Here is a 24847-nt window from a genome sequence, read left to right on the forward strand (position 1 = left end):
ACTTGTGCACGCCTTCTCCGGCGTGTCGCGTGCACAAGTGGCATCTCGCGGGAGGGAGGGGGACGTTCAGCGGCGCCAGTACTCGTAGTGCGAGGACTCGCGGCAGCCGAGGGACGCGTAGAGGCGGCGGGCGGCGGCGTTGTCGGCGAGCACCTGGATCCACAGGCGGTCGACGCCTCGTGCGGCGGCCTGCTCGAGCAGGGCGCGGAGGAGAGTAGCGGCGTGGCCGCGGCGGCGCGCGTCCGGGCGGGTGGCCAGGGCGAACAACCCGCACCAGCGCTCGCCGTCCTCGGCGGTCGCCCAGGAGAGCCGGCCGCAGGCGGCGGGGCAGCTTCCGTCCCGCAGCAGGGCGTAGGCGGAGTCGCAGCCCGCGAGGATCCGCTCGGCGATCCCGCGCTCGGCGTCGCCGCCGCGGCCGTCGACCGACCACCAGAGCGACAGCCACTCCTCACCGGGCGCCTCCGTCGTCTCGACCGACTCCGCGGCCTCCGTGGCGGCGGGACCGAGCGCGGCGAGCGCCTCCGTCACGGAGCCGGTGAGGACGAGGGTGCGCTCATGCCCGGCGTAGCCGCGGCGGGCGAGCCGCGCGGGCAGGTCGGCGGGGAGAGTCGCGGGGCCGAGCTGGAAGAGCGGCGGGATCCCCTGCTCGCGCGCGAACTCCTCCGCTGCGGTGATCGCCTGGTCCACGTCCTCGACGGGACCGGAGGTGAGCACCGAGTTGGCGCGCTTCGTGACGCCGCCGGCCGCGCGCAGCCACCAGCCGGCGAGCGCTCGGCGCTCGAGGGGTGGCCAGGCGTCGGCGGCGAGGCGGTCGAGGAGGCGCGGATCCATCCGTCCACGCTAGCGGCGGCCCCGAGCCGGGCTCCTCGACACAGCATCCGGCTCGACACAGGATCCGGCTCGGACGCGACCTCCGACTCGGGACGGGTCCTCCGGCTCGGGGAGACGGCTCCGGCTCGCAGGATCACTGCGATCAGACGAGCCGAGGCGGATCCTGCGAGCCGGAGCACGCGGTGCAGGTGGTGCAGGTGGTGCGGGGAGCTACATGTTGATCATGTGGCCCTTGAGGCCGTGGAAGCCCTCCTGGAGCGCCTCCGACAGCGTCGGGTGGGTGTGCACGTTGCGGGCCAGCTCGGTCGCCGTGAGGTCCCACTTCTGCGCGAGCGTGAGCTCGGGGAGCAGCTCGGACACGTCCGGGCCGATCATGTGGGCGCCGAGGAGCTCGCCGTACTGCTTGCTCGCGATGAGCTTGACGAAGCCGGTCGGCTCGCCGAGGCCGTGGGCCTTGCCGTTGGCCATGAACGGGAAGGTCGAGACGGTGATCTCGTGGCCCTCGTCGGTCGCCTGCTTCTCGGTGAGACCGAAGGAGGCGATCTGCGGCTGGCAGAAGGTGGCGCGCGGCATCATCCGGTAGTCGCCGAGGGTCTGGGTCTCGGCTCCGGCGATGGTCTCCGCGGCGACGACGCCCTGCGCCTCCGCGACGTGCGCGAGCTGCAGCTTGGCGGTGACGTCGCCGATCGCGTAGATGTGCGGGACGTTGGTGCGCATGTACTCGTCGATGCCGATGGCGCCGCGCTCGGTGACCTCGACGCCCGTCTTCTCGAGGCCGAAGCCCTCGACGCGCGGGACCCAGCCGATCGACATGAGGACCTTGTCGACCTCGAGGGTCGACTGCGTGCCGTCCTTGCCGGTGTAGGTGACGGTGACGTAGCCGTCCTTGTCGACGACCGACTCGACCTTGGTCGAGGTGAGGATCTCGACGCCGAGCTTCTTGTACTGCTTCTGGATCTCCTTGGAGACGTCCGGGTCCTCGTTGGGGAGGGCGCGGTCCATGAACTCGATGATCGTCACGTCGACGCCGTAGTTCTTGAGGACGTAGGCGAACTCCATGCCGATCGCGCCGGCGCCCACGATGGCCATCGTGTCGGGCAGCTCGCGGGTCATGATCTGCGTCTCGTAGGTGACGACGTTCTCGGAGAGCTCGACGCCGGGGAGGAGGCGGACGCTCGCGCCGGTCGCGATGATCGCGTCGTCGAAGGTGAGCGACTCGGAGCCGCCCTTGGTGAGCTGCACGTCGAGGCCCTGCGGGCCGGTGAAGGAGCCGGTGCCGTCGAACTCGGTGATCTTGTTCTTCTTCATCAGGAAGTGGACGCCCTTGGTGCGTCCGTCCGCGACGGTGCGGCTGCGGTCGAAGGCCACGCCGAAGTCGAAGGAGACGTCGCCCGAGATGCCGAACTGCTTCGCCTGCGCGTGGAAGATGTGGGCGAGCTCCGCGTTGCGCAGGAGGGCCTTGGAGGGGATGCAGCCCACGTTGAGGCAGACACCGCCCCAGTACTTCTTCTCGACGATGGCGACGGACTTGCCGAGCTGGGCGGCACGGATCGCGGCCACGTATCCACCGGGGCCTGCCCCCAGGACGACGACGTCGAAGTGCTGGGCCATGGATGTTCCTCCAGAGTGATGAGTTGTCGCGCGCGGGGAGCCACGCCGTCTCCCAGGGTACCGTTCCGCACCGACAGGACCCCGTGCTCCTCCGTGGGCGAACGCGCTCGTCGGGAATGCCGGCGGGCGGTCCGCGGTTGACTGCGTGGGGCGACGAGGCCCTCCCTGCTCGGCACCATCCCCGGAGAGAAGCACCCATGACCGACACCGCCACCCGCACCGCCTCGACCAGCGCCCCGATCCTCGACGTGCTGGCCGAGCGCTGGAGCCCCCGCTCCTACGACGCCACCGCCGTGATCGCGGACGAGACGCTGACCTCGCTGCTCGAGGCCGCCCGCTGGTCCCCCTCCGCCGGCAACTCGCAGCCTTCGCGCTTCATCGTCGCGCGCCGCGGGACGCCCGAGTTCGTCAGCATCGTCGGCACCCTGGTCGGCTTCAACGCCGCGTGGGCCGGCTCGGCCGCCGCGCTGATCGTCGCGCTCGCCGAGACCGTCGACGAGAAGGGCGAGGCGCGCCCGTGGGCCGTCTACGACCTCGGCCAGGCCGTCGCCCACCTCAGCGTGCAGGCGCACCACGAGGGACTGCACGTGCACCAGATGGCCGGCTTCGACAAGGACGGCGTCCGGACGGCGTTCGGCGTCGACGCGCGCTTCGACCCCGTGACCGTCGCCGCCGTGGGCGTGCTGGCCGGCCCCGAGGCGCTCTCGAACGACGTGCTGCGCGAGCGCGAGACCGCGCCCCGCACGCGCCTCCCGCTCGAGGAGCTCGTGCTCGTCCAGGCGTAGTCCGCTCCCCCGAGGCCCCGTCGGCCGCCGCTCCGCGGTGCCGGCGGGGCCTTCGTCGTTCGGGGCCCGTGGCGCGGCGCCCGCTGTGTTACTCCGCGTTTCGTCATGGAATCGGAGGAGTCGGCGCTCGTCCGTACGATCGGACGGGTCCGCCCGCCCGCCCCGCCTCGGAGCCCTCATGACCGGAACGCCCGCCCGCACGAGCCTCGCCTTCGACGCCGCGCTCGGGCAGTCGGCGTTCCCGGTGCGCTTCGACGGGGTCGGCCGCACCTTCGCCCCGGGCGCCCCCGTCCTCGCCGACGTCTCGCTCGATGTGCGGGCCGGCGAGGTGATCGCGATCCTCGGACCGAGCGGCTGCGGCAAGTCGACGCTGCTCCGGATCGCGGCCGGTCTCGACACGGCGAGCGCCGGCAGCGTGCTGATCGACGACTCGCCCGTCTCCGGCATCGACCCGCGCTGCGCGGTGGCGTTCCAAGAGCCGCGGCTGCTGCCCTGGCGCTCCCTCGCGGCGAACGTGGCGCTCGGACTGCCCCGCGGTACCTCGCGCGAGGCGGGCCGCACCGCGGTCGACGAGCTGCTCTCGCTCGTCGGGCTGACCGCGCACGCCGGCTCCCGGCCGCGCGAGGTGTCCGGCGGCATGGCCCAGCGCGCCTCGCTCGCCCGCGCCCTCGCCCGCAACCCCGGTGTGCTGCTGCTGGACGAGCCGTTCGGAGCGCTCGACGCGCTGACCCGCCTGCGGATGCAGGACCTGCTGCTCGAGGTGCACGCCGCCGCTCCCGCGACGATCCTGCTCGTCACCCACGACGTGGACGAGGCGCTGCAGCTGGCCGACCGCATCGTGCTGCTCGGCCGCGACGAGCCGGGCGGCGTCTCTCGCATCCGGCAGATCATGACGGTCCCCGGCGCCCGGCCCCGAGACCGGGGCTCCGCCGAGCTCGCCGAGCGGCGGGTCGAGCTGCTCGAGGGTCTCGGGATCGAGCGGCACTAGGCCGTCCCGGACCCGCTCCCCCGCTCCTCCCCAGGCGGTGATCCCGCTGTCCGTCCACGGATCCCGCCGCTCGCGGGCATCCCTCCCCCCCTGCTCCCGCACACTCGTTCCACTCCCGGAACCGCATCGAAGTCGAGGCCCCCATGTCGCTCCAGTCCTTCAGCACCTCCCCGCTCACCCGTCGCACCGCGCTCGCCGGCCTGCTCACCGCCGCCGCGGTCCCGCTCCTCGCGGGCTGCGTCCAGGGCGAGGGCAGCGGCGGCGCGGCCGCGGCACCCGCCGCCTCCGACGGCTCGACCGCGACGACCCGGGGCGGCACGCTGACGCTCGACTTCGCGACCTACAACCCGCTCAGCCTCGTCATCAAGGAGAAGGGCTGGCTCGAGACCGCCCTCGCCGAGCAGGAGGTCACGGTCACCTGGGTGCAGTCGGCCGGCTCGAACAAGGCCAACGAGGCGCTGCGCGCCGGGGCGATCGACGTCGGCTCGACCGCCGGCTCGGCCGCACTGCTCGCCCGCTCGAACGGCTCGCCCATCAGGACGATCGACATCTTCTCGCAGCCGGAGTGGTCCGCCCTCGTCGTGCCCGCCGGCTCCGCCATCACGAGCGTCGAGCAGCTCGCCGGCAAGCAGATCGCGGCGACCAGCGGCACCGACCCCTACTTCTTCCTCGTGCAGGCGCTCGAGGCCGCCGGCCTGAGCATCGACGACGTCACCGTGCAGAACCTCCAGCACGCCGACGGCTGGGCGGCGCTGCAGAACGGCTCGGTCGACGCCTGGGCCGGTCTCGACCCGATCATGGCGGGGGCGGAGGCGGCCGGGGCGACCCTGCTCTACCGCAACGTCGACTTCAACTCCTACGGGCTGCTCAACGCCACCGAGAGCTTCCTCGCGGCCAAGCCCGACCTCGCGCAGACCGTGGTGAACGCCTACGAGCACGCCCGTGCCTGGGCGCTGGAGAACCAGGAGGAGACGGCGAGCATCCTCGCGTCGGTCGCCGGTCTCGACGTCGCCGTGGCGACCACGGTGATCACCGAGCGCAGCAACCTCGACGTCGACAACGTCCCCGGCTCCGCGCAGACCGACGTGCTCGCGGTGATCGGCCCGATCTTCGTCGCGAACGGCGACGTCGCCTCGCAGGACCAGGTCGACGCGGCCCTCGACTCGCTGATCGACGACACCTACGCGTCGGCGGCGGACCCGTCCGCGATCGCCTGACGGCGCTCCTGACGCCCACCCGGACCCGGCCCCCTGCACCGACCGCTCGATGAACGAGGAGACGACGATGGCGACACGCGACGACGAGACCGTGACCGACGCCGACCTCGTGCGCCGGAGCACCGGACTCGTGCAGGCGCCCGGCGCGGTGGGCACCGCCGTGGTCGGACCGAGCGTCGAGGCGTCGCAGAAGCGGCTCCGCGACGACGAGGCGGTGCACGCCCGGCCGCTCACCTCGCGGCGCTGGTTCCTGGTCGTCGGCGGGGCGATCCTGCCGGTGCTGCTGCTCGCGGCCTGGCAGATCGTCACGACCACCGGGATGGTGTCGGTCTCGGTGTTCCCGTCGCCGGCGATGGTCTGGGCGGCGGCGGTCGATCTCGCGCAGCGCGGCGACCTCGGGCAGGACGTGGCGATCTCGACGCAGCGGGTGCTGATCGGGTTCGGCCTCGGCTCCGCGCTGGGGCTGCTGGTCGGCGCGCTCTTCGGGCTCTCCCGGGTCTGGGAGGTCGTGCTCGCGCCGACGCTCGGCGCGATCCGCGCGGTGCCGTCGCTGGCCTGGGTGCCGCTGCTGCTGCTCTGGATGGGGATCGGCGAGGAGTCCAAGATCACCCTGATCACGATCGGCGCGTTCTTCCCCGTGTTCACCACCGTGGCGACCGCCCTCGGCCACGTCGACCGTCAGCTCGTCGAGGCGGGCCGGGCGTTCGGGCTCTCGGGCGTGCGGCTGTTCACGGCGGTGCAGCTGCCCGCCGTGATCCCCTCGGTGATCGCCGGGCTGCGACTGGCCCTCGCGCAGTCGTGGCTGTTCCTGGTCGCCGCCGAGCTGATCGCCTCGTCGATGGGCCTGGGCTTCCGCCTGACCGACAGCCAGAGCAACGGGCGGATCGACCGCGTCTTCCTCGCGATCATCCTGCTGGCGGTGCTGGGCAAGCTGACCGACTCGATCGTGGGCGTGTTCCAGCGCTTCGCGATCAGGAAGTGGGCGTGAGGATGACCGGCAGGACGCATCCCACGACCGGTACGACCATCACGGAGGCACGCCGATGAGCGAGACGATCGCCAACCTGCTCGAGGAGTCCCGCCGCTTCCCGGCGCCCGAGGCGTTCGCGGCGCAGGCGAACGTCGGCCCGGACGAGCACGCGCGCGCCGCCGCCGACCCCGTGGCGTTCTGGGAGGAGGCCGCCCGGCGCCTCGACTGGGTCGAGCCCTGGCACACCGCCCACCGCTGGGAGCCGGCCGTCCCGCAGGAGGACGGCACGCTGTCGGTCCCGCGCGCGACCTGGTTCGAGGGCGGCACGCTCAACGTCGCCGTCAACTGCGTCGATCGGCACGTCGATGCGGGCCGCGGCGACAAGACCGCCCTGCACTTCGAGGGCGAGCGCGGTGACCGGCGCTCGATCAGCTACGCCGAGCTGCAGCGCGATGTCGCCCGCGCCGCGCACGCTCTCACCGCGCTCGGCATCGGGAAGGGCGATCGCGTCGTCGTCTACCTGCCGGTGATCCCCGAGACCGTCGTCATCACCCTCGCCATCGCGCGGATCGGCGCGATCCACTCCCTCGTCTTCGGCGGCTTCTCCGCGGAGGCGGTGCGGTTCCGCGTCGAGGACACCGGAGCGAAGCTGCTCGTCACCACCGACGGCCAGTTCCGGCGCGGGAAGGCCGTCGCCGTGAAGGCGAACGCGGACCACGCCGTCGCCGGCGTCGAGTCGATCGAGCATGTGCTCGTCGTCCGCCGCACCGGCGACGAGACGCCGGACCTCCCGTGGACCGAGGGCCGCGACGTCTGGTGGCACGACGTGGTGGACCCGCAGCCCGACGTGCACGAGGCCGAGGCCTTCGACGCCGAGACGCCGCTGTTCATCATCTACACCTCGGGCACGACCGGGAAGCCGAAGGGCCTCGTGCACACCAGCGGCGGGTACCTCACCCAGGCCTCCTGGACGCACTGGGCCGTCTTCGACGCGAAGCCGGACGACGTGCACTGGTGCACCGCCGACCTGGCGTGGGTGACGGCGCACACCTACGAGATCTACGGGCCGCTCTCGAACGGAATCACCCAGGTGATCTACGAGGGCACACCGAGCACCCCGCACACCGCGCGGCACTTCGAGATCATCGAGCGCTACGGCGTCACCGTCTACTACACGGCGCCGACCCTGATCCGGACGCTGATGACCTGGTTCCCGGAGGGCGTGCCGTCCGAGTACGACCTCTCCAGCCTCCGGCTGCTCGGCACGGTCGGCGAGTCGATCAACCCCGAGGCCTGGGTCTGGTTCCACGAGCGGATCGGCGGCGGGCGCTGCCCGATCGTCGACACCTGGTGGCAGTCCGAGACGGGCGCGGCCGTGATGTGCCCGCTGCCCGGCGTCTCGACGCTGAAGCCCGGCTCCTCGCTCGGCGCCCTGCCCGGCCTCGGCGCCCTCGTCGTGGACGAGGCCGGCGAGCGGGTGCCGAACGGCTCCGGCGGCTACCTCGTGGTGGACCGCACCGGCCCGGCCCTCGCGCGGACGGTCTGGGGGAACCCGGAGCGGTACCGCGACTCCTACTGGGCCCGCTACGCCGACCGCGGCTACTTCTTCTCCGGTGACGGCGCGAAGTACGACGCCGACGGCGACATCTGGGTGCTCGGCCGGGTCGACGACGTCATCAACGTCTCGGGGCACCGGCTCTCGACCATCGAGATCGAGTCGGCGCTCGTCGCGCACCCGGCGGTGGGCGAGGCCGGGGTGGTGGGCGTCGAGGACGCGACGACCGGGCAGGCGATCGCGGCGTTCGTGATCCCCTCCGACGAGGGGATCGACCGCGCCGAGGAGGATCCCGCCTACTGGACGGCGCTCGAGGCCGATCTGTCGCAGCTGCTGCGCGAGCACGTGGCGACGGCGATCGGGCCGATCGCGAAGCCGCGCGACGTGGTCGTCGTGCCGGATCTGCCCAAGACCCGCTCGGGCAAGATCATGCGCCGCCTGCTCGGCGACATCCGCGACGGCCGCGCCCTCGGCGACGTCACGAGCCTCCAGGACGACACCGTCCCGGAGCGGATCGCCCGCATCGTCGCCGCGCGCGGCTGAGACGCACGGGCCCCGCGTCCAGCAGGGTGGGTCTCGAGACGCCCCTGCGGGGCTGCTCGACCAGCATGTGTGAGCGCGGGCGGGGCTGCTCGACCCGGCATGACGGTGCGCGCCGCCCGAGGCTTCCGGTCACCTCCGAAGCGGGGCGGGGCGGGGGCATCGGGAGTAGCGTTGACGCGTGCGCGATGTCCAGCAGCGAATCATCTCCGAGCTCCACGTCTCCCCCACCGTCGACCCGGCCGCCGAGGTCGAGCGGCGCAGCGGCTTCCTCGCCGACTACCTCCGGCACACCGGGGCCAAGGGCCTCGTGCTCGGCATCAGCGGCGGGCAGGACTCGAGCCTGGCCGGGCGGCTCTGCCAGCTCGCGGTCGAGCAGGTGCGCGCGGACGGCGGCGACGCCTCCTTCATCGCGGTGCGGCTGCCCTACAGGGTGCAGGCGGACGAGGAGGACGCGCAGCTCGCGCTGACCTTCATCCGGCCCGACCGCCAGGTCACCTTCGACATCCACGCCGGCGTCGACGGCATCGCCTCGGCGTTCGGCGATGCGGTCGGCGAGCCGATCTCGGACTTCGTCAAGGGCAACGTCAAGGCGCGCGCCCGGATGGTCGCGCAGTACGCGATCGCCGGCCAGGCGGGCATGCTCGTCGTCGGAACGGACCACGCGGCGGAGGCGGTGACCGGCTTCTTCACCAAGTTCGGCGACGGCGGTGCCGACGTCCTCCCGCTCACCGGCCTGACGAAGCGCCAGGGCCGCTCGCTCCTCGAGCACCTCGATGCCCCGGCCCGGCTCTACCAGAAGGCGCCGACGGCCGACCTGCTCGACGAGAACCCCGGCCAGACGGACGAGTCGAACCTCGGCCTCGTCTACGCCGACCTGGACGAGTACCTCGAGGGCGGCGACGTCGCGACCGAGGTCGCCGAGGCGATCGAGGCCCGGTACCAGGCGACCGAGCACAAGCGCCAGGTGCCGCTGTCGATGTTCGACGACTGGTGGCGCGCCTCCGCCGTGTACACGCCCGGCAACCACTGAGCCCACAGGCACAGCGACGGAACGAGCCCGCCGACAGCACGAGCCGCCCCGGAGATCCTCCGGGGCGGCTCGCTCGTTCAGGGCGCGGGGCTCAGTCGGCGGCGCGCGCGTTGTAGACGAGCACCTCGCCCGCGTCCACGTGCTCGCGGTAGGCGCGGAACACGGCCAGCGCCTCGTCACGCAGCACGCCGTCGACGACCTCGATGCCGCGCCCCTCGAACTGCGCGGCCCAGTCCTCGCGCATCGGGCCCTCGTCGAAGGTGGAGATCTCCTCCAGCTCCGGGCCCGACCCGGCGACCACCAGGCGGCGCACGCCCGACCACAGCGTCGCTCCGTAGCACTGCACGCAGGGCCGCCAGTTGACGACCAGCTCGTGCGCCGGCAGGCCCTCGCCGCCCAGGTCCCACGAGCCGAGCGCGGTCTGCGCGAGACCGAGCGCGGTGACCTCCGCGTGCCCCGAGGAGACCCCGCTGCCCAGGACGACGTTCACGCCGACCGAGACCACGCGGCCGGAGTCGCGCTCGACGACGATCGCCGCGAAGGGGCCGCCGTTGCCCTCGCGGAAGTTGCGGTCGGCCAGAGCGTGCACGAGGGCCATGCGGTCCTCGCGCTCGGGCAGGAACTCGGGGACGTCGCGCACAGCGTCCTCGATCCAGGCGGGCAGGGCGATCTCGTAGCGGGTGGCGAGGCGGTCGATGTCCATGCGTCCATGCTCCCATCCGGGGTGGCGGCAGCCGGACATCACACCGAGAGGGCCGCCTGGAGGGCCGCCGCCTTCGCCGCCCAGAAGCGCTTCGCCACCCCGGTGCGGGAGAAGAGCGCGTCGAAGCCGTGGAAGGCGCCCTCGACGATCTCGAGCTCGCACGGAACTCCGGCCGCGCGGAGCCGCTCGGCGTAGCGGACGTCCTCGTCGTGGAAGAGATCGAGCGTGCCGACGCCGATCCAGGCGGGCGGAAGGCCCGAGAGGTCGTCGCGGCGGGCGGGCGCGGCGTAGGGCGAGACGTCGGGGCCGCCGGGCTCGCCGCCGAGGTAGGACGTCCAGCCGAAGCGGTTGCTGCCCGGCGTCCACACGCGGACGCCGCGCGGCGCGGGGCCCGGGCGGGTGACGGTGCGGTCGTCGAGCATCGGGTAGACCAGCAGCTGGAAGGCGGGCTGCGCTCCCCCGCGGTCGTGGGCGAGGAGGGTCGCCCCCGCGGCCAGGCCGGCGCCCGCGCTCGCGCCGCCGAGCGCGATCCGCGCGGGGTCGATGCCGCGCTCGTCGGCGTGCGCCGCGAGCCAGTGGAACGCGGCCAGCACGTCCTCGAGGGCGGCGGGCGCCGGGTGGGCGGGTGCGAGCCGGTAGCCGACCGAGAGGACCGTGATGCCGAGGGTCCGGGCGAAGGCGATGTTCGACGCCTCGTCGTCGAAGCGGCTGCCGAGCACCATGCCGCCGCCGTGCACCCAGACCAGCGCGGGTGCGGCACCGCGGAGGGTGCGCGGGCGGTAGCTGCGGGCCGGGACCGGGTGGCCGTCCGGTCCCGGGATCTCGAGGTCCTCGACCACGAGGTCGGGCGGTGCCTCCCCGCCGGTGGCCTGGCGGCGGGTGGCGAGGCGGAGCAGGCGCGGGCCGAGGACGATCGGCGGGAGGAGGCGGCCGATCGCGAGGTCCGGATGGAAGAGGGGCGCCGTCGCGGCGCCGCGCGGTGACGCGGTCATGCGCGGGAGGCTACTCCTGCGCACCGCGCGAACGCCCCTCCCCGAGGAGGCCGGGCCCGGCTCGCGGGCGGGACCGGCCTCCGGCGGGTCGGACCTACGGGCGGACCAGCGTCTTGATCGCGCGGCGCTCGTCCATCGCGGCGTACGCCTCCGCGATCTCCTCGAGCGGCAGCTCCAGGTCGAAGACGAGGCCCGGCTCGATCGCGCCGCTCAGCACGTCGGGCAGCAGCTCCGCCATGTAGCCGCGGACCGGCGCGACGCCTCCGTTGACGCCGACGTTGGAGCCGAACATCTGGCGCACGGGCAGCTCGGGGCCGCCGTTGGGGACGCCGACGTAGCCGACCATGCCGCCGGGGCGGGCCGAGTCGAGGGCCTGCTGCATCGACTCCTTGGTGCCGACGCACTCGAGGACGCAGTCGGCGCCGATGCCGTCGGTGAGCTCGCGGACCCGGGCGACGCCCTCGTCCCCGCGGGTGTCGACGATGTGGGTCGCGCCGAAGCGGGTGGCGAGCGCCTGGCGGGACTCGTGCCGGGACATCGCGATGATCGTCGTCGCGCCGAGGCGCTTGGCCGCCAGCACGGCGCAGAGGCCGACCGCGCCGTCGCCGACGACCGCGACGGTGGAGCCCGCGGTGACCCCGGCCGAGACGGCGGCGTGGTGGCCGGTGCCCATCACGTCGGCGAGGGTGAGCAGGCTCGGGATGAGCGTCGGGTCGACGTCGGTGCCGACCGGGAAGAGCGTGCCGTCCGCGAGCGGGACGCGGACCTTCTCGCCCTGCGCGCCGTCGGCGAAGCCCTGCTCGCCGACCTCGGCGCCCCACCAGCCGCCGGTGAGGCAGGAGGTCGAGACGCCGTTCGCGCAGTTCGCGCAGGTGCCGTCGCAGACGTAGAAGGGGGCGATGACGAAGTCGCCGACCGCGATGTCGTGCACGTCGTCGCCGATCTCCTCGACGACGCCGACGAACTCGTGGCCGATGCGGTGCGCCTCCTTCGTCGGGGTGACGCCGCGGTAGGGCCAGAGGTCGGAGCCGCAGACGCACGCGGCGGTGACGCGGACGATCGCGTCGCGACCGGTGGACAGCACGGGGTCGGGCACCTCCTCGAGTCGGACGTCGCGCTCGCCGTGGATGATCGTTGCTCGCATGGGGACTCCTGCTCGAGAGGGGGTGGGGGCTCGACCACGCTACGCCGCTCGCGCGGAGCGACAGGTGCCGGGACAGGGGCTTGCACGAACGTCCGCGGACGCTACGGCGGTGCCTCCCGCCAGCCGTCGGCGCCGACGACGACGTGCGCGACGAAGCGCAGCCCGCAGGCCGCGCACGCCTCGACGAGCGACCGCGTCACGGCGCGGTCGGAGGGGAGGACCTCCGCCGCACCCGCGTGGCTGTGGGCGAGGCTGACCGCGGCCGCACCCCGCGCCAGCACCTCGGCGAGGATCTCGGACACCGGCAGGTCGGCGTGGGCGGGCGGGCCGTCCGCGAGCGCGATGACGTCGCGCACGGCGCCCGCGGCGGTCAGGGCGACCGCGAGCACGGTCTCCGTCGGCCGTGCGGCGAGCAGCGGCGTCACCAGCTCAGCGAGGCCGGCCGCGTCGACGACGCGCGCGGCCCGCCCGGCGCGGTTCATCCTCCGCCGCAGCTCGAAGGACGCGACGATGCGGCAGGCCGCGACCTCGCCGACGCCGCGCAGGCGGACCAGGTCGGCGACGCCCGCCCGCGATACCGCGTCGATGCCGCCGAAGCGTGCGAGCAGGCGCTGCGCGACGACGGTGGCGTTCGCCCCGCGGACCCCGCTGCCGATCAGCACGGCCAGCGTCTCCGCGTCGGTCAGCGCCTCCGGACCGCGGGCGCGGAGCCGCTCGCGCGGCCGCTCCTCGGGCGCGAGGTCGGCCATGCGCGCGCCGGGGAGGCGGGTCGAGTGGTCCATGCCCGGCACGGTACGCGCGCGGACTGCCGCCGCGCGGCTCCGTCCTCCGCTCTGTGGACGGACCGCCCGCGGTCGCCCCCTGTGGAGGAGCCCCCGTGCCCGGCCGCCCCCCTCACTCTCCAAAAGTTGCGGTAGTGGCGCGCGACTACCGCAACTTTTGAGGAATGGGAGGGGCGCGGGGGGAGGGCGCGGGGCGCGCCCGGGCTACGGCGTCGTCAGGCCCGCGGAGACCTGGAGGCCGTCCGGGCCCGCGTCGACGAGCACGACGTCGCCGTCGCGGATGGAGCCGTCGAGGAGGGCCGTCGCCAGCCGGTCGTCGATCTCCTGCTGCATGAGGCGGCGCAGCGGGCGGGCGCCGTACTGCGGGTCGTAGCCGCGCTCGGCCAGCCAGCCGCGGGCGGCGGGCGTGACCGCGAGGTCGAGGCGCCGCTCCGCCAGCCGGCGCGAGAGCCGGTCGACGTAGAGCGAGACGATCTCGCCGAGCTCGGTGCGGTCGAGCGCCTCGAACACGACGATGTCGTCGAGCCGGTTCACGAACTCGGGCTTGAAGGCCTGCCGCACCATCTGCTGCACGGCCTCCACCTTCTGCGGGCGGGACAGCGACTGGTCGATCAGGAACTGCGAGCCGAGGTTCGAGGTGAGGATGAGGATCGTGTTGCGGAAGTCGACCGTCCGGCCCTGGCCGTCGGTGAGCCGACCGTCGTCGAGCACCTGCAGCAGCACGTCGAAGACCTCGGGGTGCGCCTTCTCGATCTCGTCCAGCAGCACGACCGAGTACGGCCGGCGGCGCACGGCCTCGGTCAGCTGGCCGCCCTGCTCGTAGCCGATGTAGCCGGGAGGGGCGCCGACGAGCCGCGAGACGGCGAACTTCTCGCCGTACTCCGACATGTCGATGCGGACCATCGCCTTCTCGTCGTCGAAGAGGTGATCGGCCAGCGCCTTCGCGAGCTCGGTCTTGCCGACGCCGGTCGGGCCGAGGAAGAGGAAGGAGCCGGTGGGCCGGTCGGGGTCGGAGACGCCCGCGCGGGTGCGGCGGACGGCGCCGGCGACGGCCGAGACGGCCTCGTTCTGGCCGATCAGGCGCCGGTGCAGCTCGGTCTCGAGGTGCAGCAGCTTCTCCGTCTCGCCCTGCATCAGCCGGCCGACGGGGATGCCCGTCCAGGCGGCGATGACCGCGGCGATGTCGTCCGAGGTGACCTGCTCGTTGACCATGCGGCCCTCGGCCGGCTGCTCCTCCTGCTCGGCCGCCGCGAGCTCGCTCTCGGCCGCCGGGATGTCGCCGTAGAGCAGGCGCGAGGCGCGCTCGAGGTTGCCCTCGCGCTGGGCCCGCTCGGCCGCGATCCGCAGGGCGTCGAGCCGGTTCTTGAGATCGCCGATGCGGTTGAGGGAGGCGCGCTCGCGCTCCCAGCGCTGCTGCAGCTCGGCGAGGTGCGCACCACGGCGGGCGAGGTCCTCGCGCAGCTTCTCCAGCCGCGCCTTCGAGGCCTCGTCCTTCTCCTTCTTCAGCGCGAGCTCCTCGAGCTTCAGCCGGTCGACGGAGCGGCGCAGCTCGTCGATCTCGACCGGCGCGGAGTCGATCTCCATCCGCAGGCGCGAGGCGGCCTCGTCGATGAGGTCGATGGCCTTGTCGGGCAGCTGACGGGCGGTGATGTAGCGGTTGGACAGCGAGGCGGCGGCGATCAGCGCGGAGTCGGCGATGGCGACCTTGTGGTGCGCCTCGTAGCGCTCCTTGAGGCCGCGGAGGATCGCGACCGTGTCCTCGACGGTCGGCTCGCCGACGAAGACCTGCTGGAAGCGGCGCTCGAGGGCCGCGTCCTTCTCGATGTACTGGCGGTACTCGTCGAGCGTCGTGGCGCCGATCATCCGCAGCTCGCCGCGGGCGAGCATGGGCTTCAGCATGTTCGCGGCGGCCACCGAGCCCTCGCCGCCGCCCGCGCCCATCAGGGTGTGCAGCTCGTCGATGAAGGTGATGATGCGGCCGCCGGAGTCGTTGATCTCGGCGAGGACGGCCTTCAGCCGCTCCTCGAACTCGCCGCGGTACTTCGCACCCGCGATCAGCGCGGAGAGGTCGAGGCTGACGAGCCGCTTGCCCTTGAGGCTGTCAGCGACGTCGCCCGCGACGATCCGCTGCGCGAGCCCCTCGACGACCGCCGTCTTGCCGACGCCGGGCTCGCCGATGAGCACGGGGTTGTTCTTGGTGCGGCGCGTGAGCACCTGGCTCACGCGACGGATCTCGGCGTCCCGTCCGATGACCGGGTCGAGCTTGCCGCTCGCCGCGATCGCGGTCAGGTCGACGCCGTACTGCGCGAGAGCGGACGACTCGTCCTGCTGGGGTGTCCGACCGGCCTGCATCTGCATCTCCTCCTTGCGGTTCGAAAGTTGAGTTCGAATGACTCAACTTTACGCCCGTCGGAACCATTCCCGCGGGGACGGCGAGTTCTGCGGCGGCGACTCGCAGCTCAGGCCGTGAGACGGCCCTCGCTCAGCCCGCCTCGGAGGGAGCCGAGCGCGTCGCGGAGGACCGCGCCCAGGCGCGACTCGCGCACTCCCGTCAGCGCCGCGATCTCGGGCTGGGAGTAGCGGCCCGCGACGGCGAGCAGCAGCAGCTCGCGGTCCGGGCAGGCCAGGGCGAGGAGCCCGTCGGCGAGCGGGCGCCGCGAGGGCTCGCGGGAGGAGCCGAGCGTCTCGCAGAGCACCTCGAGCAGCCACAGCACCGGCTCCGGAGCGCGGGCACCCTCGCGGGCGCGGCGCCACACGGAGGCGAACGCCTCGGTGCAGATCCGGTCGCGAGCGGCGGCGTCGGCCTGCACGGTCGCGATCGACGCGGAGAAGAGCCCGCCGAAGCGGTCGAACAGCTCGGCGAACGCGGCACGGTCGCCGGTCGCGACGGCCCCGAGGAGGCGCGCGGCGGCCTCGGCCAGGGCGGGGCGGATCCGCTCCGCGCGCGCGTCGTCGCTACGTTCATGCATCTGCACACACTGGCACCGCAACCCGGGTCGTGGCACCAGTTGCGGTCACACCCGTCAGGGGGTAACGGCACCGCGGCGCCCCGACGGGTCACCCGCACGCGGGTGCCGGTGGCGTCCTTCCGCGGTTCCCGTGCCGCCCCGGGGCGAGGGACCGGACGCCGTTGCGCAGCAGAGTCCGGCGCGCATGGGCGGGCGCGGCGTCGGCGATCGTGCCGACGCCCGTCTCGGGAGCGCCGGCGGGCCGGCTCAGAGCTTGGGCCAGCGCGCGCGGGCGAAGCAGAACACGCCGTACGCGATGAGCCCGACGGCCACGGCGGCGAGCAGGGCCACGCCGAACGGCAGCTCGGTCAGCGACTTCAGCGCCTCGTCCAGCCCGCCCGCCTGCTCGGGGTCGTGCCGGACCGCGGCGACGATCAGGAGGACGCCGAGCGCACCGAGCACGATGCCCTTGGCGACGTAGCCGGCGACGCCGAGGCCCGTGACGACGCGGCCGGCGGTCCCGCCGGGCACGGCGATGTTCTTCAGGAACTTCTTCGAGGCGCCGCGGTAGACGAAGACGCCGCCCACGGCGAGGACCGCGAGCCCCGCGATCACGAGGAGGACGACGCCGCCCGGCGCGGCGAGGACCTGCGCGCTCGCACTCTGCGACGTCTCGGACGAGTCGGAGCTGCCGCCCGTCGCGAAGCGCAGAGTGGTCGCTCCGAGCGCGGCGTAGACGACGGCCTTCGCCGCCTCCTTCAGCCGGCTGCCCCAGCGCGACACCGCGCTGTCGCCGTCCGCGATCAGGAAGGCCTCGAGCACACCCCATAGGGCGAGCCCGAACAGGCCGATCGCGCAGACCCACAGCACGACCACTCCCCCGGGCTGCGCGGCGAGCTGCCCGAGCGCTCCGGTCTGGTCGGCCTCGCCGCCACCGCCTCGGGCGACCTGCAGGGCGATCACGCCGATGAGGATGTGGACGAGGCCGTTCGCGGCGTAGCCCCCGCGAGCGAGGGTGCGGATCGCGGTCGAGTCCTGCGCGTCGTCGGCAGCGCGCTTGGCCTGGGTGCCTGAGGGAGTGTTCACGATCCGGACGGTACGCGACTCCGCCCGCCGCGTCGAACCCGGGCCGTGGGCGCGGGCAGCCCGGGGAGCCCGCCGACCCCGATTCCCGGCGGGAGTCCGACGGCGGCACGCGTCGCTTCTCCACATGCTCTCCCCAGCCTGTGGACGGCGGATCCCGCGTCGGACCGGCCTCGACTCCGGGGCGGACCCTGTGAGGACGGTCGTTCTCCACATCTCTCCACAGAGTTATCCACAGCTGTGGAGATCTCTCCTGGGGAGAGAGCTGGAGTGGGCGCTCACCCCTGCTGCCGCTCTCCCCCTCAGCGCCCGATCGACCCGGCGAGGTCGGCGTGAGCGGCGATCGTCTCGATGAAGGCGGCGACGAGGGGGGTCGGGGGCGGCCCGGGTGAAGGCGGGGACAGCCCGCGTGGGGGCGGGATCCAACGGCAGGACGGCCCCGCGGAAGCCGCCGTCGAGGATGTTCCGCGGCACGACGACCTGCTGCAGGAGGTGTCCGGGCTGCTGGGCGAGGGGGTGCTGCGCACGACGCTCACCCGCGCACTGTCGCCCCTGAACGCGGGGACCCTGGCCCAGGCGCACCGCCTGGTCGAGGCCGGCGGGCGTCCCGGCGAGGTCGTGGTCAGCGGCTGGTGACGGTGCGGGCGGGGCTGGTCACACGTCGATCGCGTGGACCAGGCCGTCCTGCACGCTGCCGAGCCAGTCGTAGACCGCGCGGATCGCCTGCCCGGTCTCGTCTTCGGGCTCGACGTCGTCGGAGTCGAGGATGCCGAGTCGCGCGGCGAGGGCGAGGCGCATGTCGGTGAGGCCGCGGAGCCAGGACAGCGCCTGGGGCGGCTCGAGGCGGACGGTGACCTCGCCGAGCCCGGCGAACACGCGGGCGTGCCCGGAGCCCTCGCCCGCGTCGAGCGCGGCGGTGATCGCGCGGGCGTCGTCCATCTTGCGGCCGGCCAGGTCCGGGGCGGTGAAGCGGCGGAACTCGGCGGCGGCCTCGTCGTCGTCGCGGTAGGCGTCGGGGAGCAGGCGCGCCAGGGCGGGGTCGTCGCGGGCGTCCTCGGACGTGCCGCGATCGAGGAGCTCGAGCATCTCGCCGGCGAGGTGGCGGAGGATCCCGGCCTCCTCGCGGTCGAAGCGGGCCACGGCGGCGCCGGAGGAGTCGCGGCGGAAGGAGCGCATCAGCGGCCGCCGGCCGTGCGTCGGCGGGTCGAGCGTCGGCGGGCTGGGCCTCGGCGGGTCATGCGTCGGCCTTCTGCAGCGTCGCCCACAGGCCGTAGCCGTGCATAGCCTCCACGTGCCGCTCCATCTCCTCGCGGTTGCCGGTCGCGACCACGGCGCGCCCCTCCGTGTGCACCTGGAGCATGAGGCGCTCGGCCTCAGCGCGACCGAAGCCGAAATAGCTGCGGAAGACGTAGGACACGTACGACATCAGGTTCACCGGGTCGTCCCAGACGAGCACGACCCACGGCACCTCGGCGGCCGAGCGGGTCGCCAGCCGCTCGTCGGCGCGCTCGATCGTGTCCACCATCCCTCCAGCCTAGGTCGCGCGGTAGGGCCCCCATGCCGGTCGAGCAGCCACCTCCGGCGGCGTATCGAGACCCGGCCTCTGCAGAACGGTGGATCTCGATACGCCCGCTCCGCGGCTGCTCGATCAGCATGCAGCGCCCGCTCCGCGGGCTGCTCGATAGCAGGGGGTGCTCAGGCCGACAGCCGCGGCAGGACCTCCCGGGCGAAGAAGTCGAGGTGGTCGAGGTCCTGGAGGTCCATGAACTGGAGGTAGACGCGCTCGGCGCCGGCCTCGCGGAGGGACTCGAGACGGTCGACGGTCTCGTCGACTCCGCCGGCGACGCCGTGCTCGCGCAGCTCGGCGGGCTCGCGGCCGATGGCGGCGGCGCGACGGACGAACTCCGCCTCGTCCGCTCCGCCGACCGCGATCAGCGCGACCGAGTGCACGAGCGAGGACGGCTCGCGGCCGATCGCGGCGCACGCCTCATCGACGCGCTCGAACGATCCGGGGATCGCGTCGAACTCGGGGAAGGGCAGGTTGAACTCGCTGGCGAAGCGGGCCGCGAGCCGCGGGGTCCGCTTCGGCCCGCCTCCGCCGACGATCACCGGCAGCGGCAGCCGCGCGGGCTTGGGCAGCGCGGGCGAGTCGGTCAGCGTGTAGTGCTCGCCGGCGAACGAGTAGCGCTCGCCGACCGGGGTCGACCAGAGACCGGTGACGATCTCGAGCTGCTCCTCGAGCAGATCGAATCGGCGCGGCGGGAAGTCGATGCCGTAGGCGGCGTGCTCCTCCTCGAACCAGCCGGTGCCGAGGCCGAGCTCGACACGGCCGCCCGACATCGCGTCGACCTGGGCGACCTGGATCGCGAGGATCCCCGGCGGCCGGTAAGTGACGGAGGAGACGAGCGTGCCGAGCGCGATCCGCTCGGTCTCGCGCGCGAGGCCTGCGAGGGTCGTCCACGCGTCGGTCGGACCGGGGCCGGGGTCGCCGTCGCCCATCCGGAGGTAGTGGTCGGAGCGGAAGAAGCCGTCGTAGCCGAGGGCTTCGGTGGCCTGCGCGACCGCGAGGAGATCCTCGTAGCTCGCGCCCTGCTGGGGTTCGGTGAAGACTCTGAACTGCACGGGTCCAGCCTGCCGCACCGATCCGAGCGCCCTCGCCGCCCCCGCTCGCGACACGCCGCCCGTGTACGGTGGAGCTTTTGCCGTCGACGAGAGGCCCGCGCATGCTCGAGCAGAAGACGTCCGAGAGGCCCCCGCAGCGCCTCGCCCGCTGGGTGTTCTGGCCGGCGGCGGTGATCACGCTCTCCATCGCCGCTTTCGCGATCATCGCTCCCGAGGTCGCCACCGAGGTCTTCGCCTCCCTGCAGACCACCGTCGTGAACACCTTCAGCTGGTACTACGTGCTGATCGCCGCGGTCTTCGTCGCCTTCGCGATCTGGATGGGCGTCAGCCGCTTCGGCGACATCAAGCTCGGCGCCGACGACGACGAGCCCGAGTTCTCGATGCTCTCCTGGATCTCGCTGCTCTTCGCGGCCGGAATGGGCATCGGCCTCGTCTTCTACGGCGTCGCGGAGCCGCTCACCCACTTCGCCACCCCGCGCCCCGGCGTCACCGGCACGGAGACGGAGCTCGCGCAGAGCGCCATCTCGCAGACCTACCTGCACTGGGGCGTGCACGCCTGGTCGATCTACGTGGTCGTCGGCCTCGCCCTCGCCTACGCGATCCACCGCCGCAAGCGCCCGGTCTCGATCCGCTGGGCGCTCGAACCGCTGCTGGGCCGCCGGGTGCGCGGCGGCTGGGGCAACACGATCGACGTCGTCGCGCTGGTCGGCACGATGTTCGGCGTCGCGACGTCGCTCGGCCTCGGCGTCACCCAGATCTCGGCGGGCCTGGAGTCGAGCGGCATCGTCGACTCCTCGCTCACGGTGCAGATCATCGTCATCGCGGTCGTGACGGCGCTGACCGTCTTCTCGCTCGTCTCGGGCGTCGGCAAGGGCATGAAGTGGCTCTCGACCGGCAACCTGCTGCTCGCCGCCGCCCTGCTGGTGTTCGTGCTCGTCGCGGGCCCGACGCAGTTCCTGCTGCGCGAGTTCGTGCAGTCGCTCGGCAACTACCTGCAGAACTTCATCGGCCTCACCTTCACCGTCAGCGCCTACGCCGGCCGGGAGGGCGAGGCCTGGCAGGCGACCTGGACGACGTTCTACTGGGGCTGGTGGATGTCGTGGGCGCCGTTCGTCGGCATCTTCATCGCCCGGGTCTCCAAGGGCCGCACCGTCCGCGAGTTCGTCGCGGGCGTGCTGCTGGTGCCGACGATCATGACCTTCCTCTGGTTCAGCGTGCTCGGCGGGACGGCGCTCTTCCGCGAGCTCTACGGCGACGGCGGGCTCGTCGGCGCGGACGGCGCGGTGAGCACCGACACGGCGCTCTTCTCGATGCTGCAGGGCCTGCCGGCCGGCTCGGTGCTGGTCGTCGGCGCGATCATCCTGATCGGCGTCTTCTTCGTCACCTCCGCCGACTCCGGCGCCCTGGTGATGGCGATGATCGCGACCGGCGGCGACGCGGAGCCGCGCAACGGCATCCGCGTCTTCTTCGCGCTCGCGACGGCCCTGCTGGCGCTCTCGCTGCTGATCGCCGGCGGGCTCGACGCCCTGCAGACGGCCGCGATCCTCTCGGCGCTGCCGTTCAGCGTGGTGATGATCCTGATGTGCGTGGCGACGGTGATCGCCTTCCGGAGGGAGATCCGGGCCTACGACCGGGCCCGCCGGGCCGCCTTCGTCGGCGACATCGGCTCGTTCTACGGCCTCGAGGTGGAGGAGCCGCTCGAGCGCGAGCCGGCGCACCCGCTGAAGCGGCTGGCGCAGCGGATCAAGCCGGGGTCGACCCCGCGGGAGTAGGCGCCCGGATCTCGATACGCCCGCTTCGCGGGCTGCTCGACCAGCATGGGATCTTCTACGTCGATGAATTCGGGAATCACACGCTCGACCGGAACGATGCACCGGGAATTCCGACCCTCAAGGAAGGCGCCAGCCAGTACTTCGTGCTCGGCGCCGTCGGAGTCCGAGACACGTCACGGCGTGCCCTGGCAGAGCGGATCGTCGACGTCAAGGAGAAGCACTTCGGTGTGCTCGCCGCATGCGATCTTCCGTGGGGTGATTCCGAGATCAAGGGTCGCCACCTCCGTCGGGTGGCACGCAGTGTCGCATCAGGACATCGTCTGGACAGGCCCGCTGCGTACCGGGCACTCGTCACCGAGAAGCAGACGGCCGCCCTCTTCGAGGACGTCGGGCTGCTCTTCGACACCTTCCGCCCGCTCGTCTTCGCAGCGGCCGTGGACAAGCTCGAGATGGTGGAGACCGGACGCGACCTCATGCCGCTGGGCGTCGCCTACGCATACCTGCACCAGCGCGTCGCGACGACTGTGGGCGACTACTACTCCGGGGACGCCGCCATGTTCGTCGCCGACCAGCAGTCCCAGCACGAGAAGTTCTTCCGCAGCGGCGGCCTGCGGGACGCGCGGGCGACCCTGGACAGGATGCTGCGGAGGAAGCCCGAGTACGACCTGGTGCTCGACAAGCCGCTGTGGGTCGACACGGAGCTCAGCCACTGGGATCGCGAGATCCTGCAACTCGCGGACATCGTCGCTTACTCGGCAGGCACCTACCTTCTGCAGGGCGGAGCGCCGGAGGAGCAGAGCTACCTCTGGGAGCAGATCCGACGGTGCATGGCACTGCACCAGAAGACGGGACTGCGCCTCGGTGCCGGGTTCTCGATGTATCCGAGCAGCGCGCGGATCCCGACGGGTGAGGCCGACGACGCGTGAGGGACCAGGCAGACGGAACCGGCGCGATGCGGGGCCCGCCGGATTCCAGAAGCCCCCGCTCGCGCCGGTGGCGTCGACGCTAGCAGGCACTCCTCATCGCCTGTCGAGCAGGCGTGGCGACGTGGCGTTCGCTGCGGCGGATCTCGATGCGCCCGGCCGCGCCGGGCTGCTCGATCAGCATGCACTCGCAGCCGCCGGGTCACGCTGGTCGGAGGGCCACCGGAACATGCTGGTCGAGGAGCCGCTGCAGGCGGCGTATCGACACCCGGCGACGTCGCTCGACTCGTTCCGGTCGGCGGGACGGCGCACTCACCGTACGATCGCCTCGCACGAGACCGACGTCCGCACCAGCGTCCCGCCCCCAGGAGCACCCGCATGACCGATCCCCGCCCGCTGCTCTTCAACGCGTTCGTGATGAACACGCCCTCGCACATCCACCACGGCCAGTGGCGGCGGCCCGGGGCGCGGCCCGGCGCGTTCGAGGACCTGGGGCACTGGATCGAGGTGGCGAGGACGCTCGAGCGCGGGGTGTTCGATGCGATCTTCTTCGCGGACGTCGTGGGTACCTACGGCGCGGTCGGCGCCTCGCTCGAGGTGAATGCGCGCGAGGGCCTGCAGCTGCCGAACAACGACCCGTCGATCCTGCTGGCCGCCCTGATCGGCTCGACCGAGCACCTGGGCCTCGCGATGACGAGCTCGATCCTGCAGGCGCACCCGTTCGAGTTCGCGCGGCGGATGTCGACCCTCGACCACCTCTCGAAGGGCCGGGTCGCCTGGAACATCGTCACCAGCTACCAGGAGAACGCGGCCCGCAACTTCGGCCTCGACCGCCTGACCGAGCACGACGCCCGCTACGCGCAGGCCGAGGAGTACCTCGACGTCGTCTACAAGCTGTGGGAGGGGTCGTGGGACGACGACGCCTCGGTCCGCGACCAGGCCGGCGCGTACTCCCGACCGGAATCGGTGCACCGCATCGACCACGCCGGCGCGAGCTACCGGGTCGAGGGCCCGCACCTCTCGGCGCCGTCGCCGCAGCGCACGCCGTTCCTCTTCCAGGCCGGCTCCTCGCCCGCCGGCCGCGCCTTCGCGGCCCGGCACGCGGAGGCGCAGTTCGTCGGCGGCTCGACGACGGAGCAGACCCGCGAGCTGATCGCCTCGACCCGCGCGCTCACGGAGGCGGCCGGGCGCCGCGGTGACGACGTGCTGTTCTTCTCACCCCTGTCGGTGATCGTAGGCAGCACCGAGCGCGAGGCCCGGGAGCGCGAGGCCGAGCTCGACGCGTACACGAGCGTCGACGCCCACCTGCTGCACGCCGGCCTCAGCGTCGACCAGGCCGACGGGAAGCCCTTCCCGCCCGAGACGAAGCTGCGCGACATCGTCACCAACGGCAACCGCAGCACGCTCGAGTCGATGATCCGGCTGCTGCCCGACCGCGACGCGACCGTCGCCGACCTGGCCCGTCTCGCGGTGCGTCGTCACCAGCGCGTCGTCGGCACGCCCGAGCAGATCGCCGACCGGCTGTCGGAGCTGCGCGACGCGGGCGTCGACGGCATCAACCTCAACCACTGGTCGCTGCCCGACAGCTACGTCGAGTTCGTCGACGAGGTGATGCCGGTGCTGCGGGATCGCGGGCTGGCCCGCTCGGAGTACGCGCCGGGCGGCCTGCGCGAGCGGCTGACCGGAGCCGCGCGGCTGAACCCGCGGCACCCGGCGGCGCGCTACCGCGGAGCCTTCCGCGGCTGACGGGGGTCGACCGCCTCGTCACCGGCCGCTCGCAGCGTCGTCAGCCGCGGAGGGCGGGCACGACCGAGGGCGGAAGCGGCGGATCGGGCGTTCTCGCGGGCCGGTCCGGCCCTTGCCGCCTCACTCGTGCGCGCGCCGGGCGGGAGCCCAGGTCGGTCGCTCAGCTGGGCGAGGGGACGAAGGGGTGCTCCGGCGGGTCCTGGTCGTCGTCGAGGCGCGAGTCGGCTCCCTCGTCGGTCGCCTCTCCGGACGCCTGCGTGTCGTCGGCCTGCGTGTCGTGGACCTGCGTGTCGTCGACCTCGGCGGGGTCCTCCGGCGGGACCGGCAGGGAGTCGGCGTCAGGACGGGTGGTGTCGGTGACGTCCTCGGGGGCGTCGAAGCCGAAGCTGCTCATGGTGTCCTCTCCGCGGCGCACCGGGAGGCGACGCCGCTGCCGGCAGCCTAGGTCGCGCATCCGGGAGCAGTCACCGGCTTGACGGTGCCGCCCCTTGCGAGCACCTTCGGCACGCGGATCCGACCTCGGCACGTGGGATCGCGCGATTCCGGCGAGCCGGACGACGTTTCACGAGCCGGAGGTCGGCGAGCCTGGACCGCAGGGGAGC

Annotated in this window: 23 protein-coding genes; 10 read left to right on the plus strand and 13 right to left on the minus strand. The window is 73.0% G+C overall.

The window, feature by feature from the left end; translation table 11 throughout:
- Positions 1–66: 66 nt before the first annotated feature.
- Entirely contained in the window at positions 67–831 is a 765-nt protein-coding gene (locus GTU73_RS00270) for a GNAT family N-acetyltransferase (protein WP_160085954.1), read from the minus strand.
- 210 nt (positions 832–1041) lie between these two features.
- Entirely contained in the window at positions 1042–2442 is a 1401-nt protein-coding gene (gene lpdA / locus GTU73_RS00275; protein WP_123706034.1) for a dihydrolipoyl dehydrogenase, read from the minus strand.
- A gap of 197 nt (positions 2443–2639) precedes the next feature.
- On the opposite strand from lpdA, the gene GTU73_RS00280 reads away from it, so the two are divergent.
- The 6 genes from GTU73_RS00280 to nadE all read left to right on the plus strand — a co-directional run bounded on the left by GTU73_RS00280 (position 2640) and on the right by nadE (position 9530).
- Complete coding sequence (locus GTU73_RS00280; RefSeq protein ID WP_160085956.1) at positions 2640–3227, plus strand: nitroreductase family protein; 588 nt, start codon at positions 2640–2642, stop codon at positions 3225–3227.
- A 178-nt stretch (positions 3228–3405) separates the two neighbouring features.
- Positions 3406–4215, plus strand: coding sequence for an ABC transporter ATP-binding protein (locus GTU73_RS00285; protein WP_160085958.1), 810 nt, complete (start codon positions 3406–3408; stop codon positions 4213–4215).
- 143 nt (positions 4216–4358) lie between these two features.
- A complete protein-coding gene (locus tag GTU73_RS00290; RefSeq protein WP_160085960.1) occupies positions 4359–5432 on the plus strand; it encodes an aliphatic sulfonate ABC transporter substrate-binding protein in 1074 nt (357 codons plus the stop codon).
- 67 nt (positions 5433–5499) lie between these two features.
- Positions 5500–6420 (plus strand): ABC transporter permease, encoded by a 921-nt coding sequence (locus GTU73_RS00295; protein ID WP_160085962.1) that lies wholly within the window; start codon positions 5500–5502, stop codon positions 6418–6420.
- Between the two features lie 55 nt (positions 6421–6475).
- Positions 6476–8500, plus strand: a complete 2025-nt coding sequence (gene acs / locus GTU73_RS00300; RefSeq protein WP_160085964.1) for an acetate--CoA ligase — start codon at positions 6476–6478, stop codon at positions 8498–8500.
- 178 nt (positions 8501–8678) lie between these two features.
- The gene (gene nadE / locus GTU73_RS00305) at positions 8679–9530 is read left to right on the plus strand and encodes an ammonia-dependent NAD(+) synthetase (RefSeq protein ID WP_160085966.1); all 852 of its coding nucleotides are present in this window, start codon (positions 8679–8681) and stop codon (positions 9528–9530) included.
- A gap of 91 nt (positions 9531–9621) precedes the next feature.
- Here nadE and GTU73_RS00310 read toward each other — a convergent pair whose 3' ends face one another.
- From GTU73_RS00310 to GTU73_RS00340, 7 genes are all read right to left on the minus strand, one after another.
- A complete protein-coding gene (locus tag GTU73_RS00310; protein WP_208543709.1) occupies positions 9622–10233 on the minus strand; it encodes a hypothetical protein in 612 nt (203 codons plus the stop codon).
- 38 nt (positions 10234–10271) lie between these two features.
- The gene (locus GTU73_RS00315; protein ID WP_160085968.1) at positions 10272–11225 is read right to left on the minus strand and encodes an alpha/beta hydrolase; all 954 of its coding nucleotides are present in this window, start codon (positions 11223–11225) and stop codon (positions 10272–10274) included.
- 94 nt (positions 11226–11319) lie between these two features.
- The gene (locus tag GTU73_RS00320) at positions 11320–12369 is read right to left on the minus strand and encodes a zinc-dependent alcohol dehydrogenase family protein (protein ID WP_127887857.1); all 1050 of its coding nucleotides are present in this window, start codon (positions 12367–12369) and stop codon (positions 11320–11322) included.
- 101 nt (positions 12370–12470) lie between these two features.
- Complete coding sequence (locus GTU73_RS00325) at positions 12471–13151, minus strand: UPF0758 domain-containing protein (protein WP_160085970.1); 681 nt, start codon at positions 13149–13151, stop codon at positions 12471–12473.
- Positions 13152–13355: 204 nt separating this feature from the next.
- Positions 13356–15503, minus strand: coding sequence for an AAA family ATPase (locus GTU73_RS00330; protein ID WP_160085972.1), 2148 nt, complete (start codon positions 15501–15503; stop codon positions 13356–13358).
- Positions 15504–15610: 107 nt separating this feature from the next.
- A complete protein-coding gene (locus tag GTU73_RS00335) occupies positions 15611–16120 on the minus strand; it encodes a hypothetical protein (protein ID WP_160085974.1) in 510 nt (169 codons plus the stop codon).
- Positions 16121–16366: 246 nt separating this feature from the next.
- Positions 16367–17185, minus strand: coding sequence for a DUF1206 domain-containing protein (locus GTU73_RS00340; protein WP_244231707.1), 819 nt, complete (start codon positions 17183–17185; stop codon positions 16367–16369).
- Between the two features lie 348 nt (positions 17186–17533).
- On the opposite strand from GTU73_RS00340, the gene GTU73_RS19435 reads away from it, so the two are divergent.
- Positions 17534–17818: a zinc-binding dehydrogenase gene (locus GTU73_RS19435; protein WP_279630802.1), complete on the plus strand. Its 285-nt coding sequence runs from the start codon at positions 17534–17536 to the stop codon at positions 17816–17818.
- An 18-nt stretch (positions 17819–17836) separates the two neighbouring features.
- On the opposite strand, the gene GTU73_RS00350 is transcribed toward GTU73_RS19435, so the two are convergent.
- From GTU73_RS00350 to GTU73_RS00360, 3 genes are all read right to left on the minus strand, one after another.
- On the minus strand, positions 17837–18358 hold the full coding sequence (locus GTU73_RS00350; protein ID WP_160085980.1) for a DUF2017 domain-containing protein: 522 nt from the start codon (positions 18356–18358) through the stop codon (positions 17837–17839).
- Positions 18359–18416: 58 nt separating this feature from the next.
- The gene (clpS, locus tag GTU73_RS00355) at positions 18417–18707 is read right to left on the minus strand and encodes an ATP-dependent Clp protease adapter ClpS (RefSeq protein ID WP_123706048.1); all 291 of its coding nucleotides are present in this window, start codon (positions 18705–18707) and stop codon (positions 18417–18419) included.
- 170 nt (positions 18708–18877) lie between these two features.
- A complete protein-coding gene (locus GTU73_RS00360) occupies positions 18878–19804 on the minus strand; it encodes an LLM class F420-dependent oxidoreductase (RefSeq protein WP_160085982.1) in 927 nt (308 codons plus the stop codon).
- Between the two features lie 101 nt (positions 19805–19905).
- Here GTU73_RS00360 and GTU73_RS00365 point away from each other — a divergent pair, with 101 nt between their 5' ends.
- From GTU73_RS00365 to GTU73_RS00375, 3 genes are all read left to right on the plus strand, one after another.
- Entirely contained in the window at positions 19906–21576 is a 1671-nt protein-coding gene (locus GTU73_RS00365) for a BCCT family transporter (protein WP_160085984.1), read from the plus strand.
- Between the two features lie 50 nt (positions 21577–21626).
- Positions 21627–22502 (plus strand): DUF3800 domain-containing protein, encoded by an 876-nt coding sequence (locus GTU73_RS00370; protein WP_279630812.1) that lies wholly within the window; start codon positions 21627–21629, stop codon positions 22500–22502.
- Positions 22503–22877: 375 nt separating this feature from the next.
- Positions 22878–24245 (plus strand): NtaA/DmoA family FMN-dependent monooxygenase, encoded by a 1368-nt coding sequence (locus GTU73_RS00375; protein WP_160085988.1) that lies wholly within the window; start codon positions 22878–22880, stop codon positions 24243–24245.
- 160 nt (positions 24246–24405) lie between these two features.
- Here the strand turns inward: GTU73_RS00375 and GTU73_RS00380 are convergent, their stop codons facing one another.
- Positions 24406–24639: a hypothetical protein gene (locus GTU73_RS00380; protein WP_160085990.1), complete on the minus strand. Its 234-nt coding sequence runs from the start codon at positions 24637–24639 to the stop codon at positions 24406–24408.
- Between the last annotated feature and the right edge of the window lie 208 nt (positions 24640–24847).

The organism is Rathayibacter sp. VKM Ac-2804 (assembly GCF_009866655.1).
GTDB lineage: Bacteria > Actinomycetota > Actinomycetes > Actinomycetales > Microbacteriaceae > Rathayibacter.

Excerpts from the sequence above, each read along its gene's own strand:
- GTU73_RS00270 (WP_160085954.1), bottom strand. The coding sequence starts at position 831 with ATGGATCCGCGCCTCCTCGACCGCCTCGCCGCCGACGCCTGGCCACCC.
- lpdA (WP_123706034.1), bottom strand. The coding sequence starts at position 2,442 with ATGGCCCAGCACTTCGACGTCGTCGTCCTGGGGGCAGGCCCCGGTGGA.
- GTU73_RS00280 (WP_160085956.1), top strand. The coding sequence starts at position 2,640 with ATGACCGACACCGCCACCCGCACCGCCTCGACCAGCGCCCCGATCCTC.
- GTU73_RS00285 (WP_160085958.1), top strand. The coding sequence starts at position 3,406 with ATGACCGGAACGCCCGCCCGCACGAGCCTCGCCTTCGACGCCGCGCTC.
- GTU73_RS00290 (WP_160085960.1), top strand. The coding sequence starts at position 4,359 with ATGTCGCTCCAGTCCTTCAGCACCTCCCCGCTCACCCGTCGCACCGCG.
- GTU73_RS00295 (WP_160085962.1), top strand. The coding sequence starts at position 5,500 with ATGGCGACACGCGACGACGAGACCGTGACCGACGCCGACCTCGTGCGC.
- acs (WP_160085964.1), top strand. The coding sequence starts at position 6,476 with ATGAGCGAGACGATCGCCAACCTGCTCGAGGAGTCCCGCCGCTTCCCG.
- GTU73_RS00310 (WP_208543709.1), bottom strand. The coding sequence starts at position 10,233 with ATGGACATCGACCGCCTCGCCACCCGCTACGAGATCGCCCTGCCCGCC.
- GTU73_RS00315 (WP_160085968.1), bottom strand. The coding sequence starts at position 11,225 with ATGACCGCGTCACCGCGCGGCGCCGCGACGGCGCCCCTCTTCCATCCG.
- GTU73_RS00320 (WP_127887857.1), bottom strand. The coding sequence starts at position 12,369 with ATGCGAGCAACGATCATCCACGGCGAGCGCGACGTCCGACTCGAGGAG.
- GTU73_RS00325 (WP_160085970.1), bottom strand. The coding sequence starts at position 13,151 with ATGGACCACTCGACCCGCCTCCCCGGCGCGCGCATGGCCGACCTCGCG.
- GTU73_RS00330 (WP_160085972.1), bottom strand. The coding sequence starts at position 15,503 with ATGCAGGCCGGTCGGACACCCCAGCAGGACGAGTCGTCCGCTCTCGCG.
- GTU73_RS00335 (WP_160085974.1), bottom strand. The coding sequence starts at position 16,120 with ATGCATGAACGTAGCGACGACGCGCGCGCGGAGCGGATCCGCCCCGCC.
- GTU73_RS19435 (WP_279630802.1), top strand. The coding sequence starts at position 17,534 with ATGAAGGCGGCGACGAGGGGGGTCGGGGGCGGCCCGGGTGAAGGCGGG.
- GTU73_RS00350 (WP_160085980.1), bottom strand. The coding sequence starts at position 18,358 with ATGCGCTCCTTCCGCCGCGACTCCTCCGGCGCCGCCGTGGCCCGCTTC.
- clpS (WP_123706048.1), bottom strand. The coding sequence starts at position 18,707 with ATGGTGGACACGATCGAGCGCGCCGACGAGCGGCTGGCGACCCGCTCG.
- GTU73_RS00365 (WP_160085984.1), top strand. The coding sequence starts at position 19,906 with ATGCTCGAGCAGAAGACGTCCGAGAGGCCCCCGCAGCGCCTCGCCCGC.
- GTU73_RS00375 (WP_160085988.1), top strand. The coding sequence starts at position 22,878 with ATGACCGATCCCCGCCCGCTGCTCTTCAACGCGTTCGTGATGAACACG.
- GTU73_RS00380 (WP_160085990.1), bottom strand. The coding sequence starts at position 24,639 with ATGAGCAGCTTCGGCTTCGACGCCCCCGAGGACGTCACCGACACCACC.